General features: G+C 64.5%; 15 protein-coding genes and 4 pseudogenes. 7 read left to right on the forward strand and 12 right to left on the reverse strand.

Translation table 11 applies throughout. The annotated features are described in order from the left end of the window. Positions 1-191: 191 nt before the first annotated feature. Both ACFYYF_RS34855 and ACFYYF_RS34860 read left to right on the forward strand, forming a co-directional pair. Positions 192-1,123 (forward strand): annotated as a pseudogene (locus ACFYYF_RS34855) (IS5 family transposase). A 63-nt stretch (positions 1,124-1,186) separates the two neighbouring features. After that, the gene (locus ACFYYF_RS34860) at positions 1,187-1,594 is read left to right on the forward strand and encodes a hypothetical protein (protein ID WP_388781881.1); all 408 of its coding nucleotides are present in this window, start codon (positions 1,187-1,189) and stop codon (positions 1,592-1,594) included. Positions 1,595-1,906: 312 nt separating this feature from the next. Here the strand turns inward: ACFYYF_RS34860 and ACFYYF_RS34865 are convergent, their stop codons facing one another. The 9 genes and pseudogenes from ACFYYF_RS34865 to ACFYYF_RS34905 form a co-directional block, all read right to left on the reverse strand. Further along, on the reverse strand, positions 1,907-3,181 hold the full coding sequence (locus tag ACFYYF_RS34865) for an IS701 family transposase (RefSeq protein ID WP_388782205.1): 1,275 nt from the start codon (positions 3,179-3,181) through the stop codon (positions 1,907-1,909). Between the two features lie 56 nt (positions 3,182-3,237). Next, a pseudogene (locus ACFYYF_RS34870) lies at positions 3,238-3,744 on the reverse strand (IS5/IS1182 family transposase); the annotation flags it as partial. Positions 3,745-3,865: 121 nt separating this feature from the next. After that, positions 3,866-5,377, reverse strand: a complete 1,512-nt coding sequence (locus ACFYYF_RS34875) for an FAD-dependent monooxygenase (protein ID WP_388781884.1) — start codon at positions 5,375-5,377, stop codon at positions 3,866-3,868. Between the two features lie 229 nt (positions 5,378-5,606). Further along, positions 5,607-5,954 (reverse strand): VOC family protein, encoded by a 348-nt coding sequence (locus ACFYYF_RS34880; protein WP_388781887.1) that lies wholly within the window; start codon positions 5,952-5,954, stop codon positions 5,607-5,609. 185 nt (positions 5,955-6,139) lie between these two features. Continuing rightward, positions 6,140-6,766, reverse strand: a complete 627-nt coding sequence (locus tag ACFYYF_RS34885; RefSeq protein ID WP_388782208.1) for an NADPH-dependent F420 reductase — start codon at positions 6,764-6,766, stop codon at positions 6,140-6,142. Positions 6,767-6,794: 28 nt separating this feature from the next. Beyond that, on the reverse strand, positions 6,795-7,859 hold the full coding sequence (locus ACFYYF_RS34890; protein WP_388781890.1) for a zinc-binding dehydrogenase: 1,065 nt from the start codon (positions 7,857-7,859) through the stop codon (positions 6,795-6,797). A gap of 95 nt (positions 7,860-7,954) precedes the next feature. Then, positions 7,955-8,335, reverse strand: coding sequence for a putative quinol monooxygenase (locus ACFYYF_RS34895; RefSeq protein ID WP_388781893.1), 381 nt, complete (start codon positions 8,333-8,335; stop codon positions 7,955-7,957). Positions 8,336-8,903: 568 nt separating this feature from the next. After that, positions 8,904-9,107 carry a hypothetical protein gene (locus ACFYYF_RS34900; protein ID WP_388782229.1) on the reverse strand — a complete coding sequence of 68 codons (204 nt, stop codon included), beginning with the start codon at positions 9,105-9,107 and terminating at the stop codon, positions 8,904-8,906. A 158-nt stretch (positions 9,108-9,265) separates the two neighbouring features. Then, positions 9,266-9,424 (reverse strand): annotated as a pseudogene (locus ACFYYF_RS34905) (transposase family protein); the annotation flags it as partial. A gap of 631 nt (positions 9,425-10,055) precedes the next feature. Between ACFYYF_RS34905 and ACFYYF_RS34910 the strand changes: the two are divergent. Then, positions 10,056-11,792, forward strand: a complete 1,737-nt coding sequence (locus ACFYYF_RS34910; RefSeq protein ID WP_388781896.1) for an AMP-binding protein — start codon at positions 10,056-10,058, stop codon at positions 11,790-11,792. A gap of 1,394 nt (positions 11,793-13,186) precedes the next feature. Here the strand turns inward: ACFYYF_RS34910 and hutH are convergent. Next, entirely contained in the window at positions 13,187-14,800 is a 1,614-nt protein-coding gene (hutH, locus tag ACFYYF_RS34915) for a histidine ammonia-lyase (RefSeq protein ID WP_388781899.1), read from the reverse strand. Between the two features lie 849 nt (positions 14,801-15,649). Between hutH and ACFYYF_RS34920 the strand changes: the two are divergent. The 3 genes and pseudogenes from ACFYYF_RS34920 to ACFYYF_RS34930 form a co-directional block, all read left to right on the forward strand. Beyond that, a pseudogene (locus ACFYYF_RS34920) lies at positions 15,650-16,146 on the forward strand (transposase); the annotation flags it as partial. Positions 16,147-17,070: 924 nt separating this feature from the next. Next, a complete protein-coding gene (locus ACFYYF_RS34925; RefSeq protein ID WP_388781902.1) occupies positions 17,071-17,832 on the forward strand; it encodes a pirin family protein in 762 nt (253 codons plus the stop codon). Between the two features lie 456 nt (positions 17,833-18,288). Further along, positions 18,289-18,936, forward strand: coding sequence for a hemerythrin domain-containing protein (locus ACFYYF_RS34930; RefSeq protein WP_388781905.1), 648 nt, complete (start codon positions 18,289-18,291; stop codon positions 18,934-18,936). 694 nt (positions 18,937-19,630) lie between these two features. Here the strand turns inward: ACFYYF_RS34930 and ACFYYF_RS34935 are convergent. Then, complete coding sequence (locus ACFYYF_RS34935) at positions 19,631-20,413, reverse strand: ZIP family metal transporter (protein ID WP_388781908.1); 783 nt, start codon at positions 20,411-20,413, stop codon at positions 19,631-19,633. A gap of 906 nt (positions 20,414-21,319) precedes the next feature. Between ACFYYF_RS34935 and ACFYYF_RS34940 the strand changes: the two genes are divergently transcribed. Next, positions 21,320-22,765, forward strand: coding sequence for an aldehyde dehydrogenase family protein (locus tag ACFYYF_RS34940; protein WP_388781911.1), 1,446 nt, complete (start codon positions 21,320-21,322; stop codon positions 22,763-22,765). 273 nt (positions 22,766-23,038) lie between these two features. On the opposite strand, the gene ACFYYF_RS34945 is transcribed toward ACFYYF_RS34940, so the two are convergent. Then, on the reverse strand, positions 23,039-23,674 hold the full coding sequence (locus ACFYYF_RS34945; protein ID WP_388781914.1) for a VOC family protein: 636 nt from the start codon (positions 23,672-23,674) through the stop codon (positions 23,039-23,041). Positions 23,675-23,682: the final 8 nt, after the last annotated feature.

Raw genomic sequence — 23,682 nt, forward strand, 5'->3', positions numbered from 1 at the left:
ACACCAGCATGCGGAAGGATCACCCAGCGTCACCACGCAAGGCAACTCGAAAAGCTTGGACGGTGTCTTATGCGGTGCGTTCGAGAAGCGACTTATGGCAGCAGAGGGGCGGCACCCAGACCGAGAAAGGCCAGCTAGGACTGTCCGGGCGATCATGTGACCGCTTCCGTGCCTGGGTCGTTGTTGCGGGCATGAGGCGGAGTGATCTGGCGGATGTGGAGTGGGAACGGCTGCGGCCATTCCTGCCGGTGAGCAATGGACGTTGTGGCCGGTGGCGGGATCATCGGCAGGTGATCAACGGGATCCTGCATCGGGTGCGCACCGGGGTGCAGTGGCGGGATCTGCCTGAGCGGTTCGGTCCCTGGAAGACCGTCTATGAACGCTACCGGCTGTGGTCGGCCGACGGCACGTGGGAGCGTCTCCTCCAGGTGGTCCAGGCCGCTGCCGACGTCGCGGGCGAGATCGACTGGGACATCTCGGTGGACTCCACCATCGTGCGAGCCCATCAGCACGCGGCCGGTGCCCGGACCGATCCGCCGCCGGCACCCGCGTCAAAGGGGGCCGAAGCAGGAGAACATCAGGGCGAAACACCGTGGCAAAGCCTGTTCGCCCGGCTGGTGGAGGTGGTGCAGGAGGTGAGGGACTGGGCCGCTCGCGGGGCGGGTTCACCAGCAAACTCCACCTGAGCGCCGACGGCCGTTGTCGCCCGCTGTCCTTGGTCGTCACACCGGGGCAGCGGGCGGACTGCACCCAGTTCCAGACGGTGCTGGCACAGATCCGCGTTCCGCGGGTCGGTTGGGGACGGCCTCGCACGAAGCCCGACAGCGTCGCGGCCGACAAGGGATGCAGCAACGGTCCGTGCCGCGAGTACCTGCGGCGCCGGGGCATCCGGCACGCGATCCCGGAGAAGACCGAGAGTCAGGCAGCCCGCCTGCGCAAAGGCTCGCGCGGCGGGCGGCCACCGGGCTTCGACGAAGAGCGTTACAAGAAACGCAATACCGTGGAACGGGCGATCAATCGGCTCAAGCAGTACCGAGCGGTGGCCACGCGGTACGACAAGCGCGGTTACGTCTACCTCGGCACCGCCACCGCAGCGGCACTTGCAATATGGCTCCGGTCCTGACAAATGCGATGCAGGCCAGCACCCGCACGGACCGGCCTGTGGGTGCCGTCTTATGGTTCCGGAATGAGCAACTCTGCTGCGGCTGCTGTCCTCACAACCAGCGACCTGTCTGAAGCGATACGTGCGGTGCGGACCTTGCTGGGCATGGCAGACATCGATCAGGGCGAAGTCGACTTCGAAGCCGTGATCAGGTCGCCGGATGTCCTGGCGCAAGTACGTGACGTACTCCCTGACCTCGAATGGTGGGCGTCGGCTGGCAAGGAGCACGGTTCGTCGGAGGCCGGCGACAACCCGGCAGACTGCCTGCCGATCCGAGTGTTCGACTGGGGTCGTCCGCTGGACCGCGCCGAGCCTTTCATCGCCGCTCTGGGGCCAGCCCCGCGGCTGTTAGGTGGGATCTGGACGCATGGCCTGCGGTTCCCGAAGCTGGGCTGGAGGCGATCTCGCAGAAGTACGCATACCTCACGCTGACAGTGAATTCCCGGGACCTCTACCAGAACGAGCCGTCGCAGGACCATACCGTCCACGTGCACGTCCGGAACCGGAACGGCGACCAGATCAGCCGCGTCCATTGGCTCGCCGATCAAGTGGGTGGCCGATTCACAGGCAGGGTGGAGTTGGCCCCTCTGTAACCCCTCAGCAAACAGGCAAGACCGCCGTCTCCACCTGCCGCTGTCACGTGATCGACCGGACAAGTCCTAGTAGTGCTTCGTTAGGTTCGTGGTCTGGATCTGCTGGCGGTGAGGGGGCGGCCGCAGGTGATGCAGGTGCCGGTCCAGCACCTCAGTAGGTCTTGGAGTGCATCAAGGGTCTGGTAGAGGCTCGGGCCGGTGCCAGGGCTTTTGGGTCGAGCCTGCGGAGGGTGAGGAAGGCCTGAGCTGCGGTGACGAGCGTGACGTGGTGGTGCCAGCCGCGCCAGGTGCGGCCCTCGAAGTGGTCGAGTCCCAGGCCGTGTTTGAGTTCGCGGTAGTCGTGTTCGATCCGCCAGCGCATCTTCGCCCATCGCACCAGGTCGGTGATCGGTGTGGTGGCCGGCAGGTTCGATATCCAGTAGTTGGTGGGTGCGTCCTGGCCGTTTGGCCATTCGACCAGGAGGGTCTGGATGGGCAAGATGCCGTCCCACCGGTTGCGGCCGCCGCCCGATGCCTGGGCGGCGGCCAGGGACTGCTTGCCTGCGGGCCGCACCGTCAGCACCACGAACCGTGAGGTCATCACACCTTTGCTGCCCTGCCGCCAGGTCACCTCGGCCAACCGTGCCTCACCCGCCTCCGCCGCGAGGACGGAGACTGCTCGGGGCGGGGTCCGGTAGCGGGGCAGGGTGGGCGGCCCAAGTCCGCCATAGGCGGGCAGGTGCGGCTCGACATCCTCCGGATGAGCGACTTCCTTCCCGCTCAGCGCCAGGACATAGGACAGTCCTCGCTCCTTGAGCCCGAGCCGGAACGGAGTGCTGACGCCGTAGCCGGCATCGGCGACCACGACCGGCGCTGTCAACTGCCACTGGGCGAGTGTGTCCAGCAGGCCGAGCGCGAGACGCCACTTCTCCTGGTGTCCCACGTTGGCGGGGACTCCTGCCCTGCGGCAGCGGTCCGGCTCGTCCGTCCACTCCCGCGGCAGATACAACTGCCACTCCAGCGGGCACGAGGCGGTGTCGGTGGCGGCATGAACACTGACCGCGACCTGGCAGTTCGCCCGTTTGCCGACCGCTCCGCAGTACTGGCGGGCCACCCCGACCGACGCCTTGCCACACTTGGGGAACGACACGTCGTCGATCACCCACACCTCGGGCTTGACGACTTGGGACAGCCGCTCGGCGATCCGCTGTCTGACCGGCAGCGGATCCCACGGCGACTGGTTCACGAACTGCTGCAGGGCCTGCATGTTCCCGTCCGGCAGACGCTCGGCCATCGGCTGAATCGACTTGCGCCGGCCATCCAGCATCAGGCCTCGCAGATAGCACTCACCTCTGGCCCGCTGGTCTTTACGCGGCACCGAGGCGAAGACATCCGCCACGAACATCACCAACGCCGCCCGTAATCGGCTCACTTCATACGCATCCACACGCTCCAACATGCGCTTGATCAGCATCAACGGAAAGACCTAACGAAGCACTACTAGTTGCGAGGGTCGCGTCCGTAGCGGTGGTTGTGCCGGCGGTAGCCGGTTAGCCATGACGTGATCCGTCCGATCACCCATCGGCGGCTCAGGGACGCCGCGAGCCTTGCCGGCGTGCAGTCGCAGAGGCTTGGAGTAGCGGACTTCGTAGCTACTGTGTCTCGTTTTGATGACCGAGCACCATGGCCTTCAGGGCCTGGCTGTCGCGGCGTTGGCCGCGGAGATGCCGAGAAGAAGGGGCAGTCCGCCTGCGGCCGACACGATACGCATCTTGGAAACCGGCTTGCCCCGGTCCACAAGAATTCGACCCGTGTGTTCGCCCTTCTTTCAGCGCGTACGTGAGAGGAGTCGAGGACGGCGCGGGACAGGCCGAGCAGCTTCTTGTCGTCGAGTTGGTGCAGGATCGCCTCGTGCAGCCGGCCTCACGCGCTGGAGCTGAACCAGATGAGGAAGCGGCGGTGGGCGGTCGACTTCGAGACACCGAAGCAGGTCGGCACGGCCTGCCAGGCGGACCTTGCTGGCACAGGCGGCTTGGGACACGTTCACTTCGCGTGGCGTCGGCGGGTAGCAGGAGGTGAGCCCGGGGCCAACCGCTCGGGGCCGATTCGCCCTGGGCAGCCTTGGGCCGTATTAGGGGGACGTGGGATTTTTGCTGTTGGTGCCCTCCGGACCGCACCATTGGGTCAACGCGCTTCTGACCTGGCCTGTGCGGCGCTCGGGGGACTGCTCGGACGTGGCCCACGCGATGTAGGCGTCTGGCCGGACCAGCACGGTTGTTTTTGTCAGACCCTTCGGCGACACGATTTCCACGTCGGTGCCCCATCCGGCGACCAGCGTCGGGTGCACCTCGGTGTCGGCCGGGATGGCAAGCACGAAACGCCTGCCACGCAGCGCCTCGTAGAGGCGTCGTCCGTCGGTCAGAGGGAGGTCCGGAGCTCGTTTGCCGGCGAGGGGATGCGCACCGGCCGGAGCGGCGTACGCGATGTCGATTCCCGAGATCGCCTGCGCCAGTCGCCTGGACACGCGAGGAACCTGAACGACTGTACGGGCAAGGAAATCGCGGACACCGCACAGTGACGGAGGTGTAGTCAGGACCCCGCGCAAGAGAGCACCACTCATCCGCAGGACCTTCCGTCCCACCGGGTGGCGTTCACTTTCATAGGTGTTGAGCAAGGCATCCGGAGCGCGGCCGCGCAGGACTGCCGCCAACTTCCAGCCGAGGTTGGCAGAGTCCTGGATGCTGGTGTTGAGCCCCATGCCGCCGGCGGGGGAGTGCACGTGCGCAGCGTCCCCGACGAGGAAAGCCCGATTCACCCGGTAGCGCGGAGATTGCCGTTCATCACTGTGGAATCGGGAAAGCCAGCGCGGATCTTGCATCCCGAAGTCGCTGCCGAGTGCCCGGAGCGCCACGTTCCTGATCTCGTCCAGGTCGACCGGTGCCTTGTCGGACGCCTGGTGCTCACGGTTCCAAGCCATCACACGGAACCAGCCGTCACCGAATGGAACGATAAGGGCAAAAGCGTCTCCAACCGCACCGACGGTCGGTGGCTTCTGCGGAGGCTTAGCCAGTCGAACGTCAGCCAGCATCATCGAGCGGACCGCGGACCGGCCGGGAAACGGCAGGCCGAGGGAACGGCGAACGGTGCTGTTGCGTCCGTCTGCGCCCACAACGTACGCCGAGCGAACAGTGTGCAGAGTGCCATCCGCGGCCCGGACCTCTACAGTCACGCCCGCATCGTCCTGATGAAGGCCGACGACCTCACAGCCCCGTTGGATCTCTGCGCCATGAGCCAGGGCACGCGCCAGCAGCAGCCGTTCAGTGTTGTACTGCGGTGTCACCAGCACGTGGGGGTATCGGCTCGGCAGCTGGGACAGGTCGATGCGCAGGAATTGCAGCACCGGATTGCGGACGCCGGTGACCATGAGGTCATCGGCAAGGCCACGGGCGTCGAGTTGCTCCATGGTCCGCGCGTGAACAGCGAAGGCTCGGGTGAGCTCCGACTCTCCGGAGCGCCGTTCGATAACGGTGCAGGCGATACCGGCCTCGGCCAGGTCACCAGCCAGCAGCAACCCCGCCGGGCCGGCACCGACGATCACAACTTCACTTCCGGAACTCATCATCTTTGTCTCCGCGACGTTCAATGATCCAGACGGGTGTGCCTTGCCGGTGCAAGAAGTGACGCTCCCGCGCCGCCTCGTTTCAACTCGGGGCGGACGTCACTCTTGCCGAAGCCTGAGTCGGCCGGCGTGCCGCAGTGAACAAGCAAGCTGCACGGCCGGCGACTTGCGCATCAGGTAAGCCCTTCGGAACTGGTCGCAGTGTCACAGCAGTGATGACGGAATCGTAGGGGAGCGCTCCGGGCAGCAGCTGTCAGGTGCGAGGCTGCAGGTACTCGAAGACGGAACCGTCCGGGTGCTGCGCGACGAGCCTCGTCCCATTGGGCACCTCGGTTGGGGCATCGATGATGTTGGCGCCGGCCTTCTCGAGAGCCGCAAGAACCGCATCCAGAGAGTCGACCAGCACCGTGGCGTTCTGGGCGATGTTCTCGTCGTGAGGGCCGGATACGAGCAGGAAGGGGCCTACGAGAGCCAACTGGAAGTCCTTGTAAGGAAACCGGAGTACCTCGGGATCTCCGGCCAGCTCCTTGTAGAGAGGAATCGCCTGCTCAAGGTCTCCTACTCTGACATTTGCGATCATTGCCTGGATGTTGTTGATCATCATCTCTCCTGATTTTTCGCTTCGGAGTCATTGTGAACGGGTATTTTTTGGTATGCGACCGGACTGTGCATCATGATCGAGCGTGTAGTCGGGTCCTTGCTGCAGCGGGAAGGCCGGCACTGACGCGCACTCCTAGGGCAGGGCGAGGTGGTGCCAGCGGACTCGTGTGGCCGCTTCCCGCGTATTCACTGGCCAGCATCACCCGTAGGCTTGAACAAGTGTTGGCCCGACAGTGAGCCACCCAGCTGCAGTAGTTGACCGCCGTCGCGCAGGTTGCCGACGTCAAGTGGCGCGAATCCGAAGGACTCTGCAAGCGCGGCGACCTCGGCCTTGGCCGTAGCATCGTCGCCAGCGTGAAATAGGACGACGCGCCCCCCTGGCTGCCGTGGTGCAGCAATGTACTGGGCGAACAGGCTGTTGAAAGCCTTCACCACTTTTGCTCCAGGGGCCAGATGGGCGACGATCTCACTTCCGGTGCGGTGCCCGAGGTCAGCTACGGTCACAGGATTGAGCGACGCGAACACATTCGTCGCGTCCACAAGAATGCGGCCGTTCCAGGCTGGCAGTCCCTCCAAGGCATCTGGAACAGCCGGCCACGGCACGGCCAGAACCACGAGATCGGCTGACGCGGCTTCTTCGCGTGTGCCCGAAGACGCACCACTGCCGAGGTCTGACACGATCGGCTGGAGGCTGGCCGGTCCACGGCTGTTGCTCAGCACTACTTCGTGTCCCGTCGCCAGTGCCTGCCGGGCCAAGGCAAGCGCGACGTCGCCGGCTCCGAGGAATCCAATCTTCAACGTGTCACGTCCAATCCCGGGGAGTGGGGGAGCGAGGCTTGTCTCACGCGTGCTGAGAGGTCAGGAGCACAGTGCCGACCTTGCCGCGTCGTTCCGCAACCCGGACCGCCTCGGCCACCTGGGCAAGGTCGTACTGTCCGGCGATACCGAAGACGTCGGGCTGCTCCTGTGCCAGTCGCAGAGCAGTGCCAATGTCCTGTTTGCGCAAAGCGGCAGACGTGTCGGTGAGCCAGCGCCCGATGGTGACGCCGCGCACGGTCAAGCCCCGAGAAGTCAGGGCCATTGCATCCAAGCCCATGGGTTCGCCCTGTGCGAGTCCGCCATAGGTCAGCAGACTGCCACCGTCGGCCAGCAACTGTGTGAGGGTGACCGACATGGCTCCACCGATGGGATCGCACGCCACCTGGACGTGACGACTGCCGGCAGCCTCGCGCACCTTGTCGGCCCAGTTGTCCATATCAGTGCTCACTACGGGCACGTCCGCTGACGTCCTGAGAGAGGCGGCACTCGCGGCGCTGCGGACGACGGAAATCGTGGAATAGCCGCGCGAAATTGCCATCGCCGTCAGGAGTCGGCCGACTCCTGAACCGGCAGCAGTCTGCACCAGCACTCCGCCGGCGCTCAGTCCCGCATCCTCGGCGGCACGCATCAGCAGTGCTGCAGTGATGGGTTTGACCAGAACCTGGCTCGCCACGGCGTCCGAGACACTGTCCGGGACGGGCACGACGAACGAGCCGGGCGCCACAACCTGATCCGCCCATGCACCCGGTACCGGGAAGAACGCCACGCGCCCCCCGACCGCCAGACCCGAATCTGCGTTGATCCCGGATCCCAGGGCCTGGATCGTGCCCATGCCTTCCAGGCCTGGAGTAGCCGGCTCTGAAGGCCCAGAGTCGCTGGTGTACCGCCCGCGGACACCAGCGAGGTCCCCCGGGTGCATCGGGCGAACCGCCACCCTGATGAGGACCTCGTTAGGTCCTGGCTGCTGCAGGTCCGGCACCTCGTGTACCTGCAGAACGTCGGACGGCTCACCGAATCTTTCGTATGTGATGCGTCGCACAGTTCCTCCAACGTAGCGGCACCGTGAAATACGGAGAGGGCACGGCATTTCAGGGCTGACCTATTCCCAGGACGGCACTCCGCCCTCCATGCGCGATCGAGGGCAGAATGTCACGTCACATATCGGGGTGAAGCGAGTGCGAGTCAGCTTTCGCCGTCGACACCGAAGCCCTCAGTTCCGCCGGGAGGGTCCCCGGCGCCCTGAGAGGCGATCTCATACTTCTGGCCCTGGCGGTCAAGGATTCGCACGTTTTCCATGACCTCTCGCAGCGCCTTGAGGAAGGGCTCCGAAGTGTTGTGGCGATCGAGAGCCGCCTGATTTTCCCAGCCCTCCGAAAGGTGGATGACATTCGGGTCGAGGAGGTCGGCTGCAAATACATAGAAGACACAGCCAGGCTGAGCGGCCGTGTACTCCAGGTGCGGCAGCACAGCGTCGACGAACTTCTGTCGGTCATCAGGGTGAACCCGGTAGTACGTGCTGTACACGATCCGAGTACGGGTTTCCCTGTTCTTCGGCTTATCCATCTTGACCTCCCATGGTTGCAGAGCACAGGTAAGCACCGAATGGGCGCGTTTGCCTCTCAAGGAGGCGTCATCGCCTCCCGTAGGTCCTCACCAGATGGATGTAACCATAACGGTTACATCCAGAAGCGTCAAAGATGACCCAGAACGCTGGGCACCCAGCTGACCTGGAAAGATCGTCGCCCGCGAGGCTGGGTGGACCTCCCTGAGACCGTCCGTCCCCTCGGATTCCTTCCGCCTCGCCAGGTCATGCTCTGGAGGCCTTCCTGCAATGCCCTTGGTGCGGAGCGGGCAGGGTCCGCCCCGCAAGTTCCCAGGAAGTACTCTGCAATTTGCGCTCTCGCCATGGTTCACACGCAAGACTCGGCGAGCGTGTGTGTCCCGGCATTTCCCAGTTGGGTCGGCTAAAAGGCAGGCGCCGAAGTCACCGGCCAGGGCGACGAGTTCACGGCTGGTGTACTGGCGGCCGCGATCCGGGGCGGAAGATCACCGGACCCGATGGGCGGCGGTTCCGGCAGGCTACCCGCAGGGCGCTGGCGACCAGTTTGGTCCGCAGACGGTCGGCGGTGGCCTAGCGGACGACGTGAGGTGAGGCGATGTCGATGACCGTGGCCGGGCAGAGCCGGCCTTCCTCGGTCGGGATGTAGCTGGCACAGTCGAAGATCTCGGCCTCGAGCTCCAGTCTGAACGAGCGCCTGGGCCTCGGTTCAGCAGGGGAGTTTGAGCGGCCCGTCTGGAAGACCATCGACGGCGGCTTCTTCGCCGCGATCGGCACGGCCCTGCTCTACACGGTGTTCTCCTCCTGCTCTTGGCGTTAAGGCCCAGCCCCTCGCCGCCGGCGACACTTTCCCAACCTGACCGGTTGGCGGGTTCGAGGGTGACGACGGCTCGAACGATGTTGGCGATCCGTGTGGTGCTGCAGCGGAGCTCCCGCAGGATCCGCCGGCCTTTCAGGACCGCCATGGCGCGTTCGCCGAGGCTGCGGATCTTGGCGTGGTCCCGGTTGTGACGCAGGCGCCGGCCACGCAGGCTCCTGCCCCGGGACGGGACGCGGATGGCAGGGCTTGCACCTTGATACGCCTTGTCCGCCAAGCACTTGATGTCGTCGGCGGGTCAGAGCGGCTGATGTCGTGGATCTGGGCTGCGGCCAGGTCGTAGATGGTTCCCGGCAGTGCGCCCGATGCCCATATCAGGCGTCCGGCTGGGTCGGCGAGGACCTGCACGTTCATGCCGTGGTGCCGCTTCTCCCGAGTAGTACGGGCGTTCGGCGGCGATGCGGTCGGTCAGCAGGGGTGTTCCGTCGAGGATTACGTACGCCTTCCTGCGGGCGGTGTCCATGGCCTGCTCCAGCGTCGGAGCGAGCGAGGCCAGGTGATCGACGGCCTCGCGTATGTAGCGGAAGACCGTCGCGATCCCGATGCGGAAACCGCCGCGAGGCGGGCGGAGCTATCACCGCGGCGCAGATGTGCGAAGACGAGCAGGGCCTGTTGGCCACAGGCGAGGCGCCGCCGGCTAGAGCCGATCCGACGCCGGTGACCTGCGAGCGTTCTCCATGCCCGCCACGGGGGGCGACAGTCCAACCGCTCGTCAGGTCGGAAGAGGCTCACTGTCGGGCCTCTGGCACAAGGCCAACTCCACCACGTCACCTGATTGCCCGCCGCAGTTTCCACTCGCGAGGCGGAACGGCATCCTCCGATCGATCTTGAACCCCTATCCTGCCGAGGTGACAAACGAACAGTTGTGTCAGGATCCCGATCAGCCTCACAACGGGCAGGCACGGTTGCTCCTGACCGAACTCCGACCCCTCGAAGAACAAAGCCAGGCATACCGAACCACAGGTGTGTGGCGGAACGAGGGGCCATTGGCGGATCTACGGAAGTGGAGCGTCGAGACTCCAGACGCCACGGCACTCATTGCCTACCGGCACGACAAAGAGGAACGTCGCCTCACCTTCCGGGAATTCGGCACCTATGTGGAAAGGTTTGCCGGCGCCCTGAACGAGCTGGGGGTCGGGCCCGGCCAAGTAGTCGTGATGCAGCTGCCCAACTGGTGGCAGGTGAGCGCACTGCTTCTGGCCTGCGCACGCATCCGAGCGGTCGTCGCACCCGTCATGATGACCATCGGCCCACGCGAACTGGAGCGTGTCCTGGCACGACTGGACGCCAGCATGTGCGTCACAGTCGATCAGTGGAATGACGTGGCGTACGCGGATGAAGTAGCCGCCATGGAGCCCCGGTTGCCGCATCTTCGTCACCGAGTGGTCATGACTCAGGGCGAAGTTTCCGAAGGCGCAGTGGACTTCAGTCGTCACTTCGAGGAGACGCCCTGGGAGCAGCGGCCGGAGGCACTCCCGGAAGAGCGCGGTGACGACCCTGATCGGGTGGCTGTAGTGCTGTTCACCTCCGGCACCTCCGGTGAGCCCAAGGGCGTGCTGCACACCTTCAACACGATCTACGCCGGCGCATCGGCTGTTGCCCGTGAGGAAGGACTTGGTCCCCGCGACCGGTTCTTCACCACTCAGGCGATGACGCACATCTTCGGGCTGATGTACAACATCATGATCCCCATGCTGGTAGGTGGCACCTCAGTCCTGTCCGACCGTTGGGATCCTGAGAAGGCGCTCAGCATCCTCGCCGACACTGACACCACCGTCCTCGCCGGTGCGCCGCCGTTTGTCGGCGAATTGACGTTCGCGGCACAGCGACAGGCAGGGACACGAGCGGTGCCCCAGCTGCGTATGGTGCTCAGCGGTGCCACCACGGTTCCCGGACAACTAGTGGCCGCCGTTCCGGACACCTGGGGCGTGCCGCTGCGCGCTCTGTGGGGTATGACCGAGGTGCCCGGCCACACGTGGACCCGCCATGATGACCCGGCGTCGTGGGGGGCACACAGTGACGGCAGACCGGGTCCGGGACTGGAACTCGCATTTCGTTCCGATACCGGAGTACCGCCCACGGCCGAACAGCCGGCGCGGCTCTTCGTGCGCGGTGGCGGCGTGTGTCTCGCAACCTTCGGCCGGGACATCGGCCGCTTGAGGATGACTGCAGACTCTGACGGCGGCTGGTACGACACAGGAGATTTGGCGATTCCCGACGGCCGCGGAGGGATGCGCATTCTGGGACGGGTCGCTGACCGCATCGGCAGTTCGTTCATGATCCCGATCAGTGATGTCGAGACGGAACTGCTAGCCCATCCCGATGTACAGGACGTAGCACTGGTGGGCTACCTGGACGATCTCGGCAATGAACTCGCCTGTGCGGTCGTCGTGCCGGGTGCCGCTACACCCACACTCGCCAGCCTGCGAGAGTCCCTCACCGCCCGGGGCATGACCGAGTGGTACCAGCCGAGCCGACTCGAACTGGTGACGAAACTGCCCCGCAACGCCATCGGAAAGATCCGTAAAGACATACTTCGCTCCCAGCTGAAGGACGGCCGCCTGGAGGACGCCGTGGCTTCGTGACCGCTTCTGGGCGAGCGCAGACCGATCGCTGAGTAGAAGCTCTCGCAGCGCGCGGCACCTGAGGCGAGAGTCTCCAGGTGCTGCGCACAGCTCGTTGCATGAACGTCTGCCGCAGCCCGTTCAGCGCGTAGACAACGGTCCTGTAGCCGACGGCCTCCAGCCGGCCGGTGAGTGTGCGCGTGCCGGCTGACACATCGCAGCTGGAAGGTGCGGACGAGCAGCCTTGCCCTGTCAAAGCGCGAGCAGGCCACGAAAGTCGAGATAGCCACCTATCGCGCAGAGGATGCTCTGCGCGCATGAACGTCCGGCGACACACCTCACAGCGCTACGCCACTTCCACTGCGGCGACCCGTGAAGCCAACCCGACCGGGCCTCGGGCACCCTTCACGGCTCGCAGTTATGTCGGCGTGGCTATCGGGCCGTGCACAGGGGTAGCCAAAGTGGCGGTGCCGACCGATACGCCAGCGCCGGAAGCAAGCCGCCCTCTCCCCGCCACCGATCCGCGTCCTCAAGCAGGCTACGGATGGTGACCAGACGGCCCGCCCCGAATCGAATGCAGCGGGAATGACTGGAGGGTCGGTCTGGTTATGTGGACGTGATCGTGGAGGGGACAGTGTCCCCGGGCCTCATCTATGGCATGCAGGGACGATCGTTCGGCTGAAGCCCTGTATAGCTTTTCGCCGCGTAGGCGACCGCCCTTCACGAGCAATGCTGCGACTGTGGCCCGGCCTTGAGGACCGGGCCACAGGTATCTAGGCGGCAGGAAAGTGTCGGCTACCCATAGTGATGATGCGTACATACAGTGCCCCGGAACGGCGCACGGCTCCCGTCGGGGTTACACGCGGCAGCGTCGAACCGCATGTCTGTACGGCCCTGTGCGCGGGGAGCCGCGCCCCGGCCTGGCCGCCGAGTGGCGGCGCGACGCGCTCCAGCAGCCGTGCAAAGCCGGGGTGCGCCGACCGTACTGGACCGTGAGCCTGTCAACGTGCTTGGCGAGCATCCGCATCTCACACGCCGTTGCCGTCGCAGAAGAAGCGCTGGTCGCTCTGCTCGATGTCGGCCGCCCGCCCGGCGACAGCGGTATCGAGGAGTGTTCGCAGTTAGCGGCTGTCGGTCTGTCGGGACTACGTACCGCAGGCAGGTCGGACAAGCGGCGCCCGGCCTGATACAACCCGCACTGACCGGTGGCGGCTTCCCGAGCAAGGTGACTGTGTCGACCTTGGCCTTGTGACGAGTGTGGGCCCAGGGCCTTCAACAGTTCAGCAGTGGCTCCGAACTCTCAGGAGCCACTGCTTCACCATGATCATCTCTGCGGAAATCGGGCTTTTGCGGCCGGGTCAAGTTGACCAATGGTGGGGTCGTTCACGACGAATTGTTGTACGACCCACCACTGATCAGCTGCCCATGACTGCGCGTCGCAGTGAACCGTCGATGAGCCGCTTCGCGGTCTCCTGGAAGTCTTCATCCAGTGGACGGTCCTCCCCGACGAAAGGAACGATGCTGCGCAGGTATCGGTAGGCCTGAGCAGTACGCGGGCTGAGGTCCTCTGCCCCTCGGATGTCAGCTGCCTGACAGAGCGCGACCAGATGGATCGCGGTCACCTCGCTGATCAGACGGACGACGGTCCGTGCATGACGGGCGGCGATGGTTCCCATGCTGACCTTGTCCTGATTATGCGCCTCGGTCGACCGAGAAAAGGAGCTGACCGGCATGGTTAGGTGAAGAGCTTCGGCGGTCAGGGCGGACGCGGCGATCTGCGCTCCCTTGAAGCCGTGGTGCAGTCCCGCGGCTGGGTCGGTGGGCGCGATCGGTGCGATGAGGTTGGGGGGCAGCCCGAGGCTGTACTTGGGGTCCACCAGGAGCTGCAATTGGCGGTCCAGTAGGTCGCCCACACTGGCGACGGCAGCGGCCAGTGCGCTCGCGGCCTGCGCCACGTGACCGCCATAGAAGTTGCCGCTGTTGTGGACGGTTCCCGTCTCGGCGTCGAAGAGGGGATTGTCGTTGGACGAGTTGATCTCGTCGGTGCCCCACTGTTCTGCCCACTGGAGAGTGTCTCGCAGAACTCCGATCACCTGGGGGGCGCAGCGAATTGAGTACGGGTCTTGTATGCCACGTTCGAGTTCCATGTAGCCAATGCCTTTGGCCATGCCGCTTCCTCGCAGGTCGGCGTCGGAGCCGATTAGCGTGGACCCCTCGAGTAGCTGCCAGATGTTCTGCGCAGTGGTGATCTGGCCGGGATGAGGCTTGTGTGCGTGGGCGAAGCCCGTGAACTGGTCCATGCTGCTGCTTCGCATTTCGGCGGCAAGGGCCGTGCACAGTTCGGCGCACCAGGCGAGTTCGCTCGCCTCTGCAGATGCCAGGGCCAGGTAGGCGGACATGAAGGAAGTGCCGTTGACGAGAGCGAGACCTTCCTTGGCCTGCAGCTGCACTGGTTCGAGGCCTGCAGCCTGTAGTGCTTCAGCTGCTGGCATCGCCGTGCCCTTGTAGGTGACGGTGGCTTCGCCGGTGAGTGCGGAGGCCAGGTAGCTCAAGGGGGCCAGATCGCCGCTCGCGCCTACAGAGCCCCGTTCCGGGATCTGGGGCAGAATGTCGTGCTGCAGCATGTCCAGAATGAGACGTATCGGCTCCGGCCGGATGGCGGAGTTGCCTCGGGCGGCACAGTTGGCGCGGATCAGCATGGTCGCGCGGATGATCTCGTCAGGGGCGATCGGACCGGTGCCTACCCTCAGGAACCGCAGCAGATTCTGCTGCAGCGACACCGTCTTCTCGGGGCTGACCTGCCGACTGCTGCTGTCGCCGAAGCCCGTGGTGACGCCATAGATGGGTATGCCTGAAGCGATGAGGTCGTCCTTGAGCTGCAGTGACTTCTGCATGCTCAGTAGGGCGGCGTCGGACAGTTGCAGCAGCACGTCATCCTCTGCTGTGGAGACACGGTGGACCTGTTGCAGGGTCAGGTGGTAACCGTCGAGATGTATTTCCGGCTCAAGGCCGGGGGTGGTGAATTGCATTGTGATCTCTTTGTCGAGGGTGGTGGTTGCTGACTGGTGCGCTGCCGTTCGGGCGCACGGTCCCCGTGCTCGTCAGATCTGTCAGGTCGGCTTTCCCCCCGGCGTAACCTGACGATGTATCAGAAATTGATGTGCTGGTGTCGGGCGGCCGGGCCCTCCCGGGCGTCACTGGCTGCCGCGCACTGCTCCCGCGTCCGGGTTAGCGCTTTGGCGCGGAGGGAGAGTCGGAGATGTCGTCACGCAGCACCAGACCGTTAACGAGAAAGTTGATCAGGTTTGTGGTGGCGGGCCCGCGCCGGTTCGCTACCCAACGAACGACAACGATGTCAACCCAGCTGGGCGACCACAATAGCAAGATCGTCCAGATGGTCAGTGCGACAACGAAGAGGTTTGCCCCGTACCGGCGTGCCAGGGCACGCCGGTTCTTGGTCGTGACATGAGGTGAGGTGGAAGACCCGTCCATACGTGCGGCGAAAATTCGGCATGGTTGTGTATCACCAGTGGTACCTGGCTTCCCGTCTGCTTGACCGAGAGGTCGACTGGAGGAGAGGTGGATGGGGGATGGCGCCGTCAGAGAGAGGCCCAACGTCCGTGAACAGCCTCAGATTTCTGCCGTGAGGCAACTCCGCGAAGGAGCTGCTTCTGGCTGCACGGGAAGGCGCGGAGTGGAGGTGGTAGCTCCGCTCAGGTAGCAGCGATCATTGATCACCGTGCCAGAGCTGTCAACAACTGCAGGACGTCGACCGATTGTTGTGCCGATGAAGCACGGCTGGCTCCCTGGCCGCAGTGCACGGTACTGCCAGGTGAGGACAGCCTTCAGGTCGCCATCACTGGCGATGACAGTGCTGGCTGCGGGTGAGTGATGACCCCATGGTGTTGGAGGAGGCCGCGCGATCGCAGGAACGGGCCCGGGAAGGGGGGCAGGAACAGAACGTGCAGGCCCAGCGGCGGCGTGTTCGACACCGGCTCCGCTTGAAGAAGGTTTTGCACGGCAGGTCCTGGGCGGGTCGTCCATCTCGCCTCGGACCTCAGATGCTGCTCGCTCGCGCTCGTCCTGACCGCAGGACCGGCGGCCGACAGCTACCAAGTCATCCCCGTCCTGCAAATGGTGCGGGTCCGACTGCCCCTCGGGCGTCCCTTTGCCAAGCCCAGCGCGGTCGTTGGGGGGTGGGCCTACTCGTCCACGCGAAAACCGCTCTTACCTGCGCAGACGCTACATCGAAGCGGCTGTTCCCGAGGAGACGGACCAGCCCGCCAATCGGAAGAAAAAGGACGCCGGGGACGGCCGGCCTGTCAGCCATGCCGCCGATCTCTACGAGAGACGCAGCACCGTCGAGCACCTGATCCCCGATCCGACACGTTGCTCACTGTCCGGCCTTACTGGGGACACTGATGTGTCCAGGTCGGTCACCTACGCGGCGAGCCCGCCTTTGAAGGCCACCTTTGACCGCTCTGGATGTAACAGTTAGAGTTACAGTGTCTTGCTGAAGGCTCTTTGGGCGGCAGTGGCTGTCCCATGAGGCTGACGCACCAAATCGCCGCTTGTCTATGCCCTGCAACCTTGGGAGGTCAACACGGATGGACCTCACGTTTAGGGGTGTGTCCGCAGGTGTTCAGGCAGGGTGGTGATCCCGTCCTTGACGGCTTCGGCGCCGCGGCGGGCGGGGTCTGTTCTTGGCGCCTAGCTCGACGCGGAGTTCCCATCAGGGGCAGATAGCAGGACGGTGAACCGGATGGCTCGACCAGTGTGCCGATCACAGACCGGCCGGTGTCGATGATGACATCGACTCCCCAGCGGCCCGGGACAGCGCGGTACCGGGCCTCCGCGGGATGATCAGCACATCACCTGTGACGTGCCCGCGAATGCCTGAGCGGTGCGACGCACGACGTCGGCTGAGGCCGCCGCCTGCCTCAAGTTCCTTAGTGAAATCATCTGCCTGAAGCGAAGGTCAACAAGGCCGAAGCTCTGATCGTGGACGGTGAAGGTGCCGTGCTTCTGGGCGAGTTCACCTGAATCGCAAATCCGTCGGCCGCTTCTACGAGGTGCCGATGTCCTGCACTTCCATGTCGCTCTTCGCGGGGGACTGTACCTGTACGAAGGCACTGTCAAGGTCGCGCAGGCGTATGCGCCGTAGTGCTCTCGAGACGATGCCGCTACCCCTCCAAGGAGACCCACCAACGGTGACTCGGAGCCTTCTTCCGTAACGGAGCACCAGCCCCTCTTTGACACCTCGCGATTGTCCGCGTGTACACCTCTGAAGGAAGCCACATTGCGCGCCGCCATCGACGTACGCCATTCCTCCTCCCGCCACCTCGCACGCACCGAGTGGCTGCGTTCACTCAACTCCTTCTCTTTCGGGGCCGATGCGGACAAGGGCAACACCCACTTCGGGATGCTGCTCGTGTCGAACGAGGACACCGTCAAGCCCGGCACAGGGTTCGACACTCACCCTCATCGGGACATGGAGATCGTCACCTGGGTGCTTGAAGGTGCCCTCGTCCACAAGGACTCGACCGGCCACAACGGCATCATCTATCCCGGGCTCGCCCAGCGCATGACAGCAGGCGCCGGCATCCTGCACAGCGAACGCAATGACTCGTGGACGCTGACGGGTGAGCGGGAACATGCGGACCCTGTGCACTTCATCCAGATGTGGGTTCTCCCCGACACGGCCAATGTGACTCCTGGGTACGAACAACTGGACATCAATGCGCCGCTCAAGCAGGGCGGGTGGGTGACCCTGGCATCGGGCATGGCCAAGCACTCGGGCGTTCGCGCCATCTCCGTCCGCCAGAAGCACGCAGCTTTGCACGTCGCCCGACTTCGCCCGGACGAGACGGTGCAGGCGGCGACAGCACCGTTCGTGCATCTCTTCGTGGCCAGAGGCACCATCGCTCTAGAGAGCTACGGCCTGCTCGGCCAAGGCGATGCCGCACGTATCACTGCTTCCGAGGGGCAGCGCATCACTGCGGGTGCAGATGGTGCGGAGGTGTTGATGTGGGAGATGGACGCGACCATCAGTTTCCAGTGAGTCCGAGTCCGGACCGACGGCCTTGAAGGCTTCGACCGGACCGAGACTGCGGTGCGCGAGCGGATCCGTGGAAGCGAGGTCAACGCCGGCGAACGTCCCGACGAAGCCATTCGCACCGAGTTGCCGGACCGCGCGCCTGGCGCGACCGCGGCCAACGTGGAGGCGACTGTTGGATCGGTTAGAGCCGGCTCCAGCAGGCCGGTGAGAGAACGGTCGGCTTGTTGCCCACGCTGGAGTACGCGGTCGGCACGGCAACCTTCGCTGCCAGGTGACGCATGCGCACCAGCGGGCCAGGAAGAGGCTATGAGCGCTGGTCAAGACTGCTTCCCGGGTGGCAGCGGCAGCGGCGGCGCGGCGAGGTGACGTGCTATTTCCGGACAGTCACGTAAACAGTGCACCTCCCTACTATAAGTAATTCTTTTGACTATAGGCATGTGTATTGAATATTGTTGGTGCATGACGACAGAGCTGAATGACACGGCATCCGTGACCGAGACTCGCCTGGCCCACGATGTGCACCGCGTGGCCACGACTCTCCTGGCCCAGGCGGCCATCCGCCCCGCAGTTCCCCTCTCCGCGCTCGGGCAGCTGCGGGACTTCCTGGTCGTGAACTTGCGCCACCACCATGAGACTGAAGACCACGACCTGTGGCCGCAGATCCTCGCCGCAGCTCCGGAGATATCACGGGGACTCGACTCGCTCACCGACGAGCATCACGAGCTCGACGAGGCGCTGGACCGCCTCGCTGCTGCCGCCGTCACCGCGGAACCCGAGACCGAAGAGAAGGTCCGCCTTCAACTGCAGGACGCGGCCATCGTTGTGCGGGACGTCGTGCACAGCCACCTCGACCACGAAGAGCCCGTCCTCTTTCCAGCCCTGCGTGCCCACGTGAGCCCGGAAGCATGGACGGACTTCGCTCAGCGAGTCATTGCCACCACGCCGCCCGTGGCGGGCCACCTGATGATCGGCTTCCTTGACCAGGTCGGCACCCCGGCAGAGGTCCAGCAGGTACTCAAGGGGCTTCCCGAACCGGTTCACCCGCTACTCCCTGTGATGCGCAGTCAGGCGATCGCAGACCTCAGGATCCTCCAGGAAGGATCATGATCCGCATTCCGCTCAAGTGACCGGACGCAGCCGATGCCGTCATCAGGGGCGATCTCCCGGTTGCCGCTGCCTACGTCACGCCAGTCGGCGGTGCCGTGGTCACTGGCGCCCGTCGGCCTGGGAGACCGAGAAGCCGTCTTGTCGGCTTCACCACCTCGCTCGGCTTTCCCGGAAAGCTCGAACGCAGACTGCGCGATCCGCACGTGGCGCTCGCCGACCACACACGGAAACACGGCTTCGCCGCCGGCAACGCCTCGTTCTTGCCCGGAGGAAGGTCTCGGTCGACCTGAGCCCATCCCCGCAGCGGCTGGGGGAGCTGGCAACAGGATTCGGGATCGCGGAGCCGGCCGACCCCCGCGGTCGTCCCGTCGCCAGCGTCGACGACGGGACTTGCTGAAAAAGGTGCGAGATATCCCTGTGACGTGCGGATCGGCGGGCCTTGCGCTATGTGATGGCTGAACTCGCTGACGTCATTTCAGCCCGCCGTCGGCGAATCGATGGTCCGACGCCGAAACAACCATAGCGAGGTTCGACCATTCATGGCGTGGCGTTCAACCGCTGGCTGACCGGCATCAAGTTGGTGGGAGCGCGGTAAAGAAATTGACACATATGTTTCCCCCTGCCTGGGAGGCAACTTTCTGTCGCGGGTTGGAACAGAGCCAGCTCTGCGGACTCATGGCAACTGAGGCCCGAGTCAGCTGGCCAATCCGATGACCAGCCACATAAATGCCACTCCCACTAGGGTGAACAGGAGGGTCGCTCGGGTTGGATGCGGACTGTGCGCCTCAGGCAGAATGTCTGAAGTTGCAAGATAGAGCAGGAAACCAGCGAAGAAGCCCAAAAACACGCTCAAAATGTTTTCAGAGATGGTGAATGCCAAAGTCACCGACGCGCCGGCGAGGGGAGCCGCAGCATCGGCAACGACAAGTGCAATGCCTCGTCGGCGATCGTTGCCGTATAGCTGAGTGATGGTGTACGTGTTGAATCCGTCGGCGAAGTCGTGAGAGATGACGGCGATGGCGACAACAGTGCCAGTGGTCCCGCCCGCCTGAGCCGCCGCGCCGATCGCGAATCCGTCAAGAAAGCTGTGGCCCACCAGCGCGCCTGCAGCGGCGATTCCCAACCCGTGGACGGGCCCATCTGAGGATGCGTGACCATGATGATGAGGCGGCGAGAAGGGGTGAGAATGAGGCCCGTACTCTTCTTCGTGTGCGCGGTGAATAGCCACGCAGCGTTCCGTTATATGCAGTACAAGGAAACCTGCTATGAACAGCAGCAGCGGGACCTGGACCCCGAATACTTCTGTCTTGTTCGTTGCCAGTGCTTCGGGTAGCAGGTCGAACCCGACTATTCCCAGCATCAGTCCCGCTGTGAGTCCGAGCACGAGATGTCGTCGGTCACCTACATGTTGCGCGACCCAGCCCCCGAGCAGGGTTGTGGCCGTGGCGCCGGCTGCTATCAGCAGAGGAGCGGCCATCATGATCTCCCATCAGATGGGGGTCGAGTGCCACAGGTCATTCGACATCCCTGCAGAAGGAGCGTTGCCAGAAGGCATGGACACAGCGGCCATGGCTCAGGCTTTCTGGCAGTTGGCGCCCTTCAGCGATGGCCCTCCGAAGCTCAGGCAGTCACTCGCATGTAAACCGAGTCTGCCACTACTCCGTTCGCGTGGCAGCCCCGTTGTCTGGAAACTCTCTGCTGCCCAGGCAGTACCGACGCACGGCATCATCTGCTGGGACCGACGCCCGATCCGCGATCCGCCGATCGGGCACGCACGCACTTGGCGCGGACGTAGAACCTTTCCATGCAGGCTGAGCCTATCGAGCCTTCGGCTGTGAGGGGGGAGGTAGCCCGCTGACGCCGTCTCCGCACAGGCAAAGCTCTGACGCCCGCCAGTACCATGCGCAATATCGCCCCGCCGCGAGTCCCGTCCCAGTGCTCGGCGGGACGGAACTCGCCGGCGATGCGCCCTCACGGCCCGCATGCGGTCAGAGTTCTGCTGGGAGACAGAGCCCCGAACCATTGCATACCGTCTCTCGTGGCCTGCCGAGAGCGCAATTGCTCGGGCTGAACACGATGAAGACGTTCCCTGCAATCAAAACAGGACAGTGTCCGGAGAATGGATCACAGGGCACACCGACACCGACCACGGCGCAGCACAAGTGTGCCGCTCCTCATACTTTTGTCAGGCAACGACACCACGGCTGCGCAACCTTCGTCCCTGCCACCATAAACATCGCTCTTTCGGCTATGCCAATCAGGCGTAACTCGATACCTGAACGCTGCGCTGTGGATAAGCCGCCAGTAGTAACGGTGGCCTAGCGTAGGGCCGAAGGCGCTAGCCGCCCACCAGTTTCCCTCTCACGTAAGGCCAGATCCCGATATGACATCTCTGCATGCCTTTTGGCTCGCCGGCCGCCAGGCCTTCGGTGAGACCACCCTCACTGTCACCTCACCCTGGAGCAGTCAGCCAGTCGGTGAGGTGAGCGTGCCGACCGAAGACCAGGTCGAGGAAGCAGTAGCCGCCGCCTACGCAGTACGCGAAGAGTTCGCTGCAACCCCGGCGCACGTTCGCGCAGCGGCGCTCGACCATGTGAGCAAGCGCCTGCTGGAGCGACGAGAGGAGATCGCGCAGCTCATCTCCGCCGAAAATGGCAAGCCCATCAAGTGGGCCCGCATCGAGGTGGGCCGAGCGGCGTCGGTGTTCCGGTTTGCCGCGGAAGAGGCGCGCCGCTTCAACAGCGGCGAGGCGCAGCGGCTCGACACGGATGCCGGCGGCCAGGGGCGGCTCGCTCTGACCCGGCGGTTTCCCAAGGGCGTCGTGCTGGGCATCACGCCTTTCAACTTCCCCCTGAACCAGGGCGCGCACAAGGTAGCTCCGGCTCTGGCAGCGGGTGCCCCCATCATCCTCAAGCCCGCACCGAACACCCCCTTGTCCGGCTTGTTGATGGGCAGCCTGCTTGCAGAGACCGACCTGCCGGCCGGATCGTGGAGCATTCTGCCGGTCGCCAATGACCGGATGCCTGCGCTGGTACAGGACGAGCGGTTGCCCGTCATATCGTTCACGGGGTCCGAGAAGGTCGGCTACGCGATCATGGACTCGGTCCCGCGGAAGCATTGCACGCTGGAACTCGGCGGAAACGGTGCGGCTGTGGTGCTGGCCGACTTTGCCAGTGACGAGGACCTGGACTGGGCTGCAACCCGCATCGCCACGTTCTCCAACTATCAGGGAGGACAGTCCTGCATCTCGGTGCAACGCGTCATCGCGGACGCAGCAATTTATGACCGGCTGCTGCCCCGCATCGTCGCCGCCGTTGAGGCGCAGGTTGCCGGCGACCCCTCGGACGACAAAACAGACGTCGGTCCGCTGGTCAACGAGAGCGCCGCCTGCCGAGTGGAGACCTGGGTGGAGGAGGCCGTTGTCTCGGGTGCCACGCTGCACGCCGGCGGCGAGCGAGACGGTGCTTCCTACGCGCCCACCGTACTCACCGACGTACCCGCTAGTACGACCCTCGCGTGCGAGGAAGTTTTCGGGCCGGTCCTCACCGTGGTCAAGGTGTCCTCCGAGGCAGAGGCGTTCGCCGCCGTCAACGACTCCAAGTACGGCCTCCAGGCTGGAGTGTTCACCCACGATCTGCAGGCCGCCTTCCGGGCTCATCGGGCCTTGGAGGTCGGCGGCGTCGTGATCGGTGACGTTCCGTCTTACCGGGCCGATCAGATGCCCTACGGCGGCGTGAAGCAGTCCGGCGTCGGCCGCGAGGGCGTTCGGTACGCGATGGACGACTACACCTACGAGCGAGTGCTGGTCCTCACCGGGCTTGCCCTCTGACAGCAAACGCCCCCAGTGCCGGCGACTTGGGTGCTGCCCAGCCCCAAGCCGCCGACCGTGGATGGTGAAGCACTTGCACAACTTGGAATCCGTGCCCGGCTGAGTTCCTGACAGAAGGCAAGTCGGCGCTACCAGGCAGGCGTTGGCGGTCCCCCAGCGTGGGACAGAAGCCCAGGGCCTGACGGCGGCCTGTCGCGTCGATCCTCGATCGGATGTGCGGTGACCGCCCGCACGAGATCTCGGCAAGCACGACCTTTCCGTCCGGCGCCGGCGTCACCCCGGAAGTGCTTCACCGGTCTGCTCTCTGGCCATGTAATTCGCGTACCATTCGGGCCAATTGGCGTCCGGTTGGCCACTACTTTCCTCATAGGCGCCGTGTGCTTCCTTCGCGCGACGCATGGCGCTGGCCAGCTCCGAAGCTGACCCGAACGATGTACGACCGGTGTCAATACGGCCCGGCAGGCGGGTTGTCACTTCCTGCAGCAGCCACACGTTGCCGTCCGGGTCGTCGAAGGTGGCGCGCGAGAAGTAGCTCCGCCGCTCCGGGTCCGGTCCCGTAACCGTGGACTCTCCTTGCTTATGGAAGACCTCGCTGACGTCGACGCCGTGGGAGACGAGCCTGTCCCGGGTCGAGACGACGTCCGAAACGATGAGGTAGCCCTTCGCCGACCCAGGCGGAGCATCAGACAGCCCTGTCCCGAACTGCACTGAACAGTCGGACCCGGGTGGAGTGAACTGGACGACCCCGGGTGGTGTCACATCGAGCCGCCACCCCAGACGCTGCTCGTAGAACTGCTTGGCAGAGTCGACGTCCGAGACGGGAATGACGACAACCTCAACCCTCATCCCGTCGTCTTGGGGCTTGATGTTCTGCACGTCGCCTACGACTTCAGTGATGTGCGGTTCCATGGATGAAC

The organism is Streptomyces sp. NPDC001914, assembly GCF_042891215.1.
GTDB lineage: Bacteria > Actinomycetota > Actinomycetes > Streptomycetales > Streptomycetaceae > Streptomyces.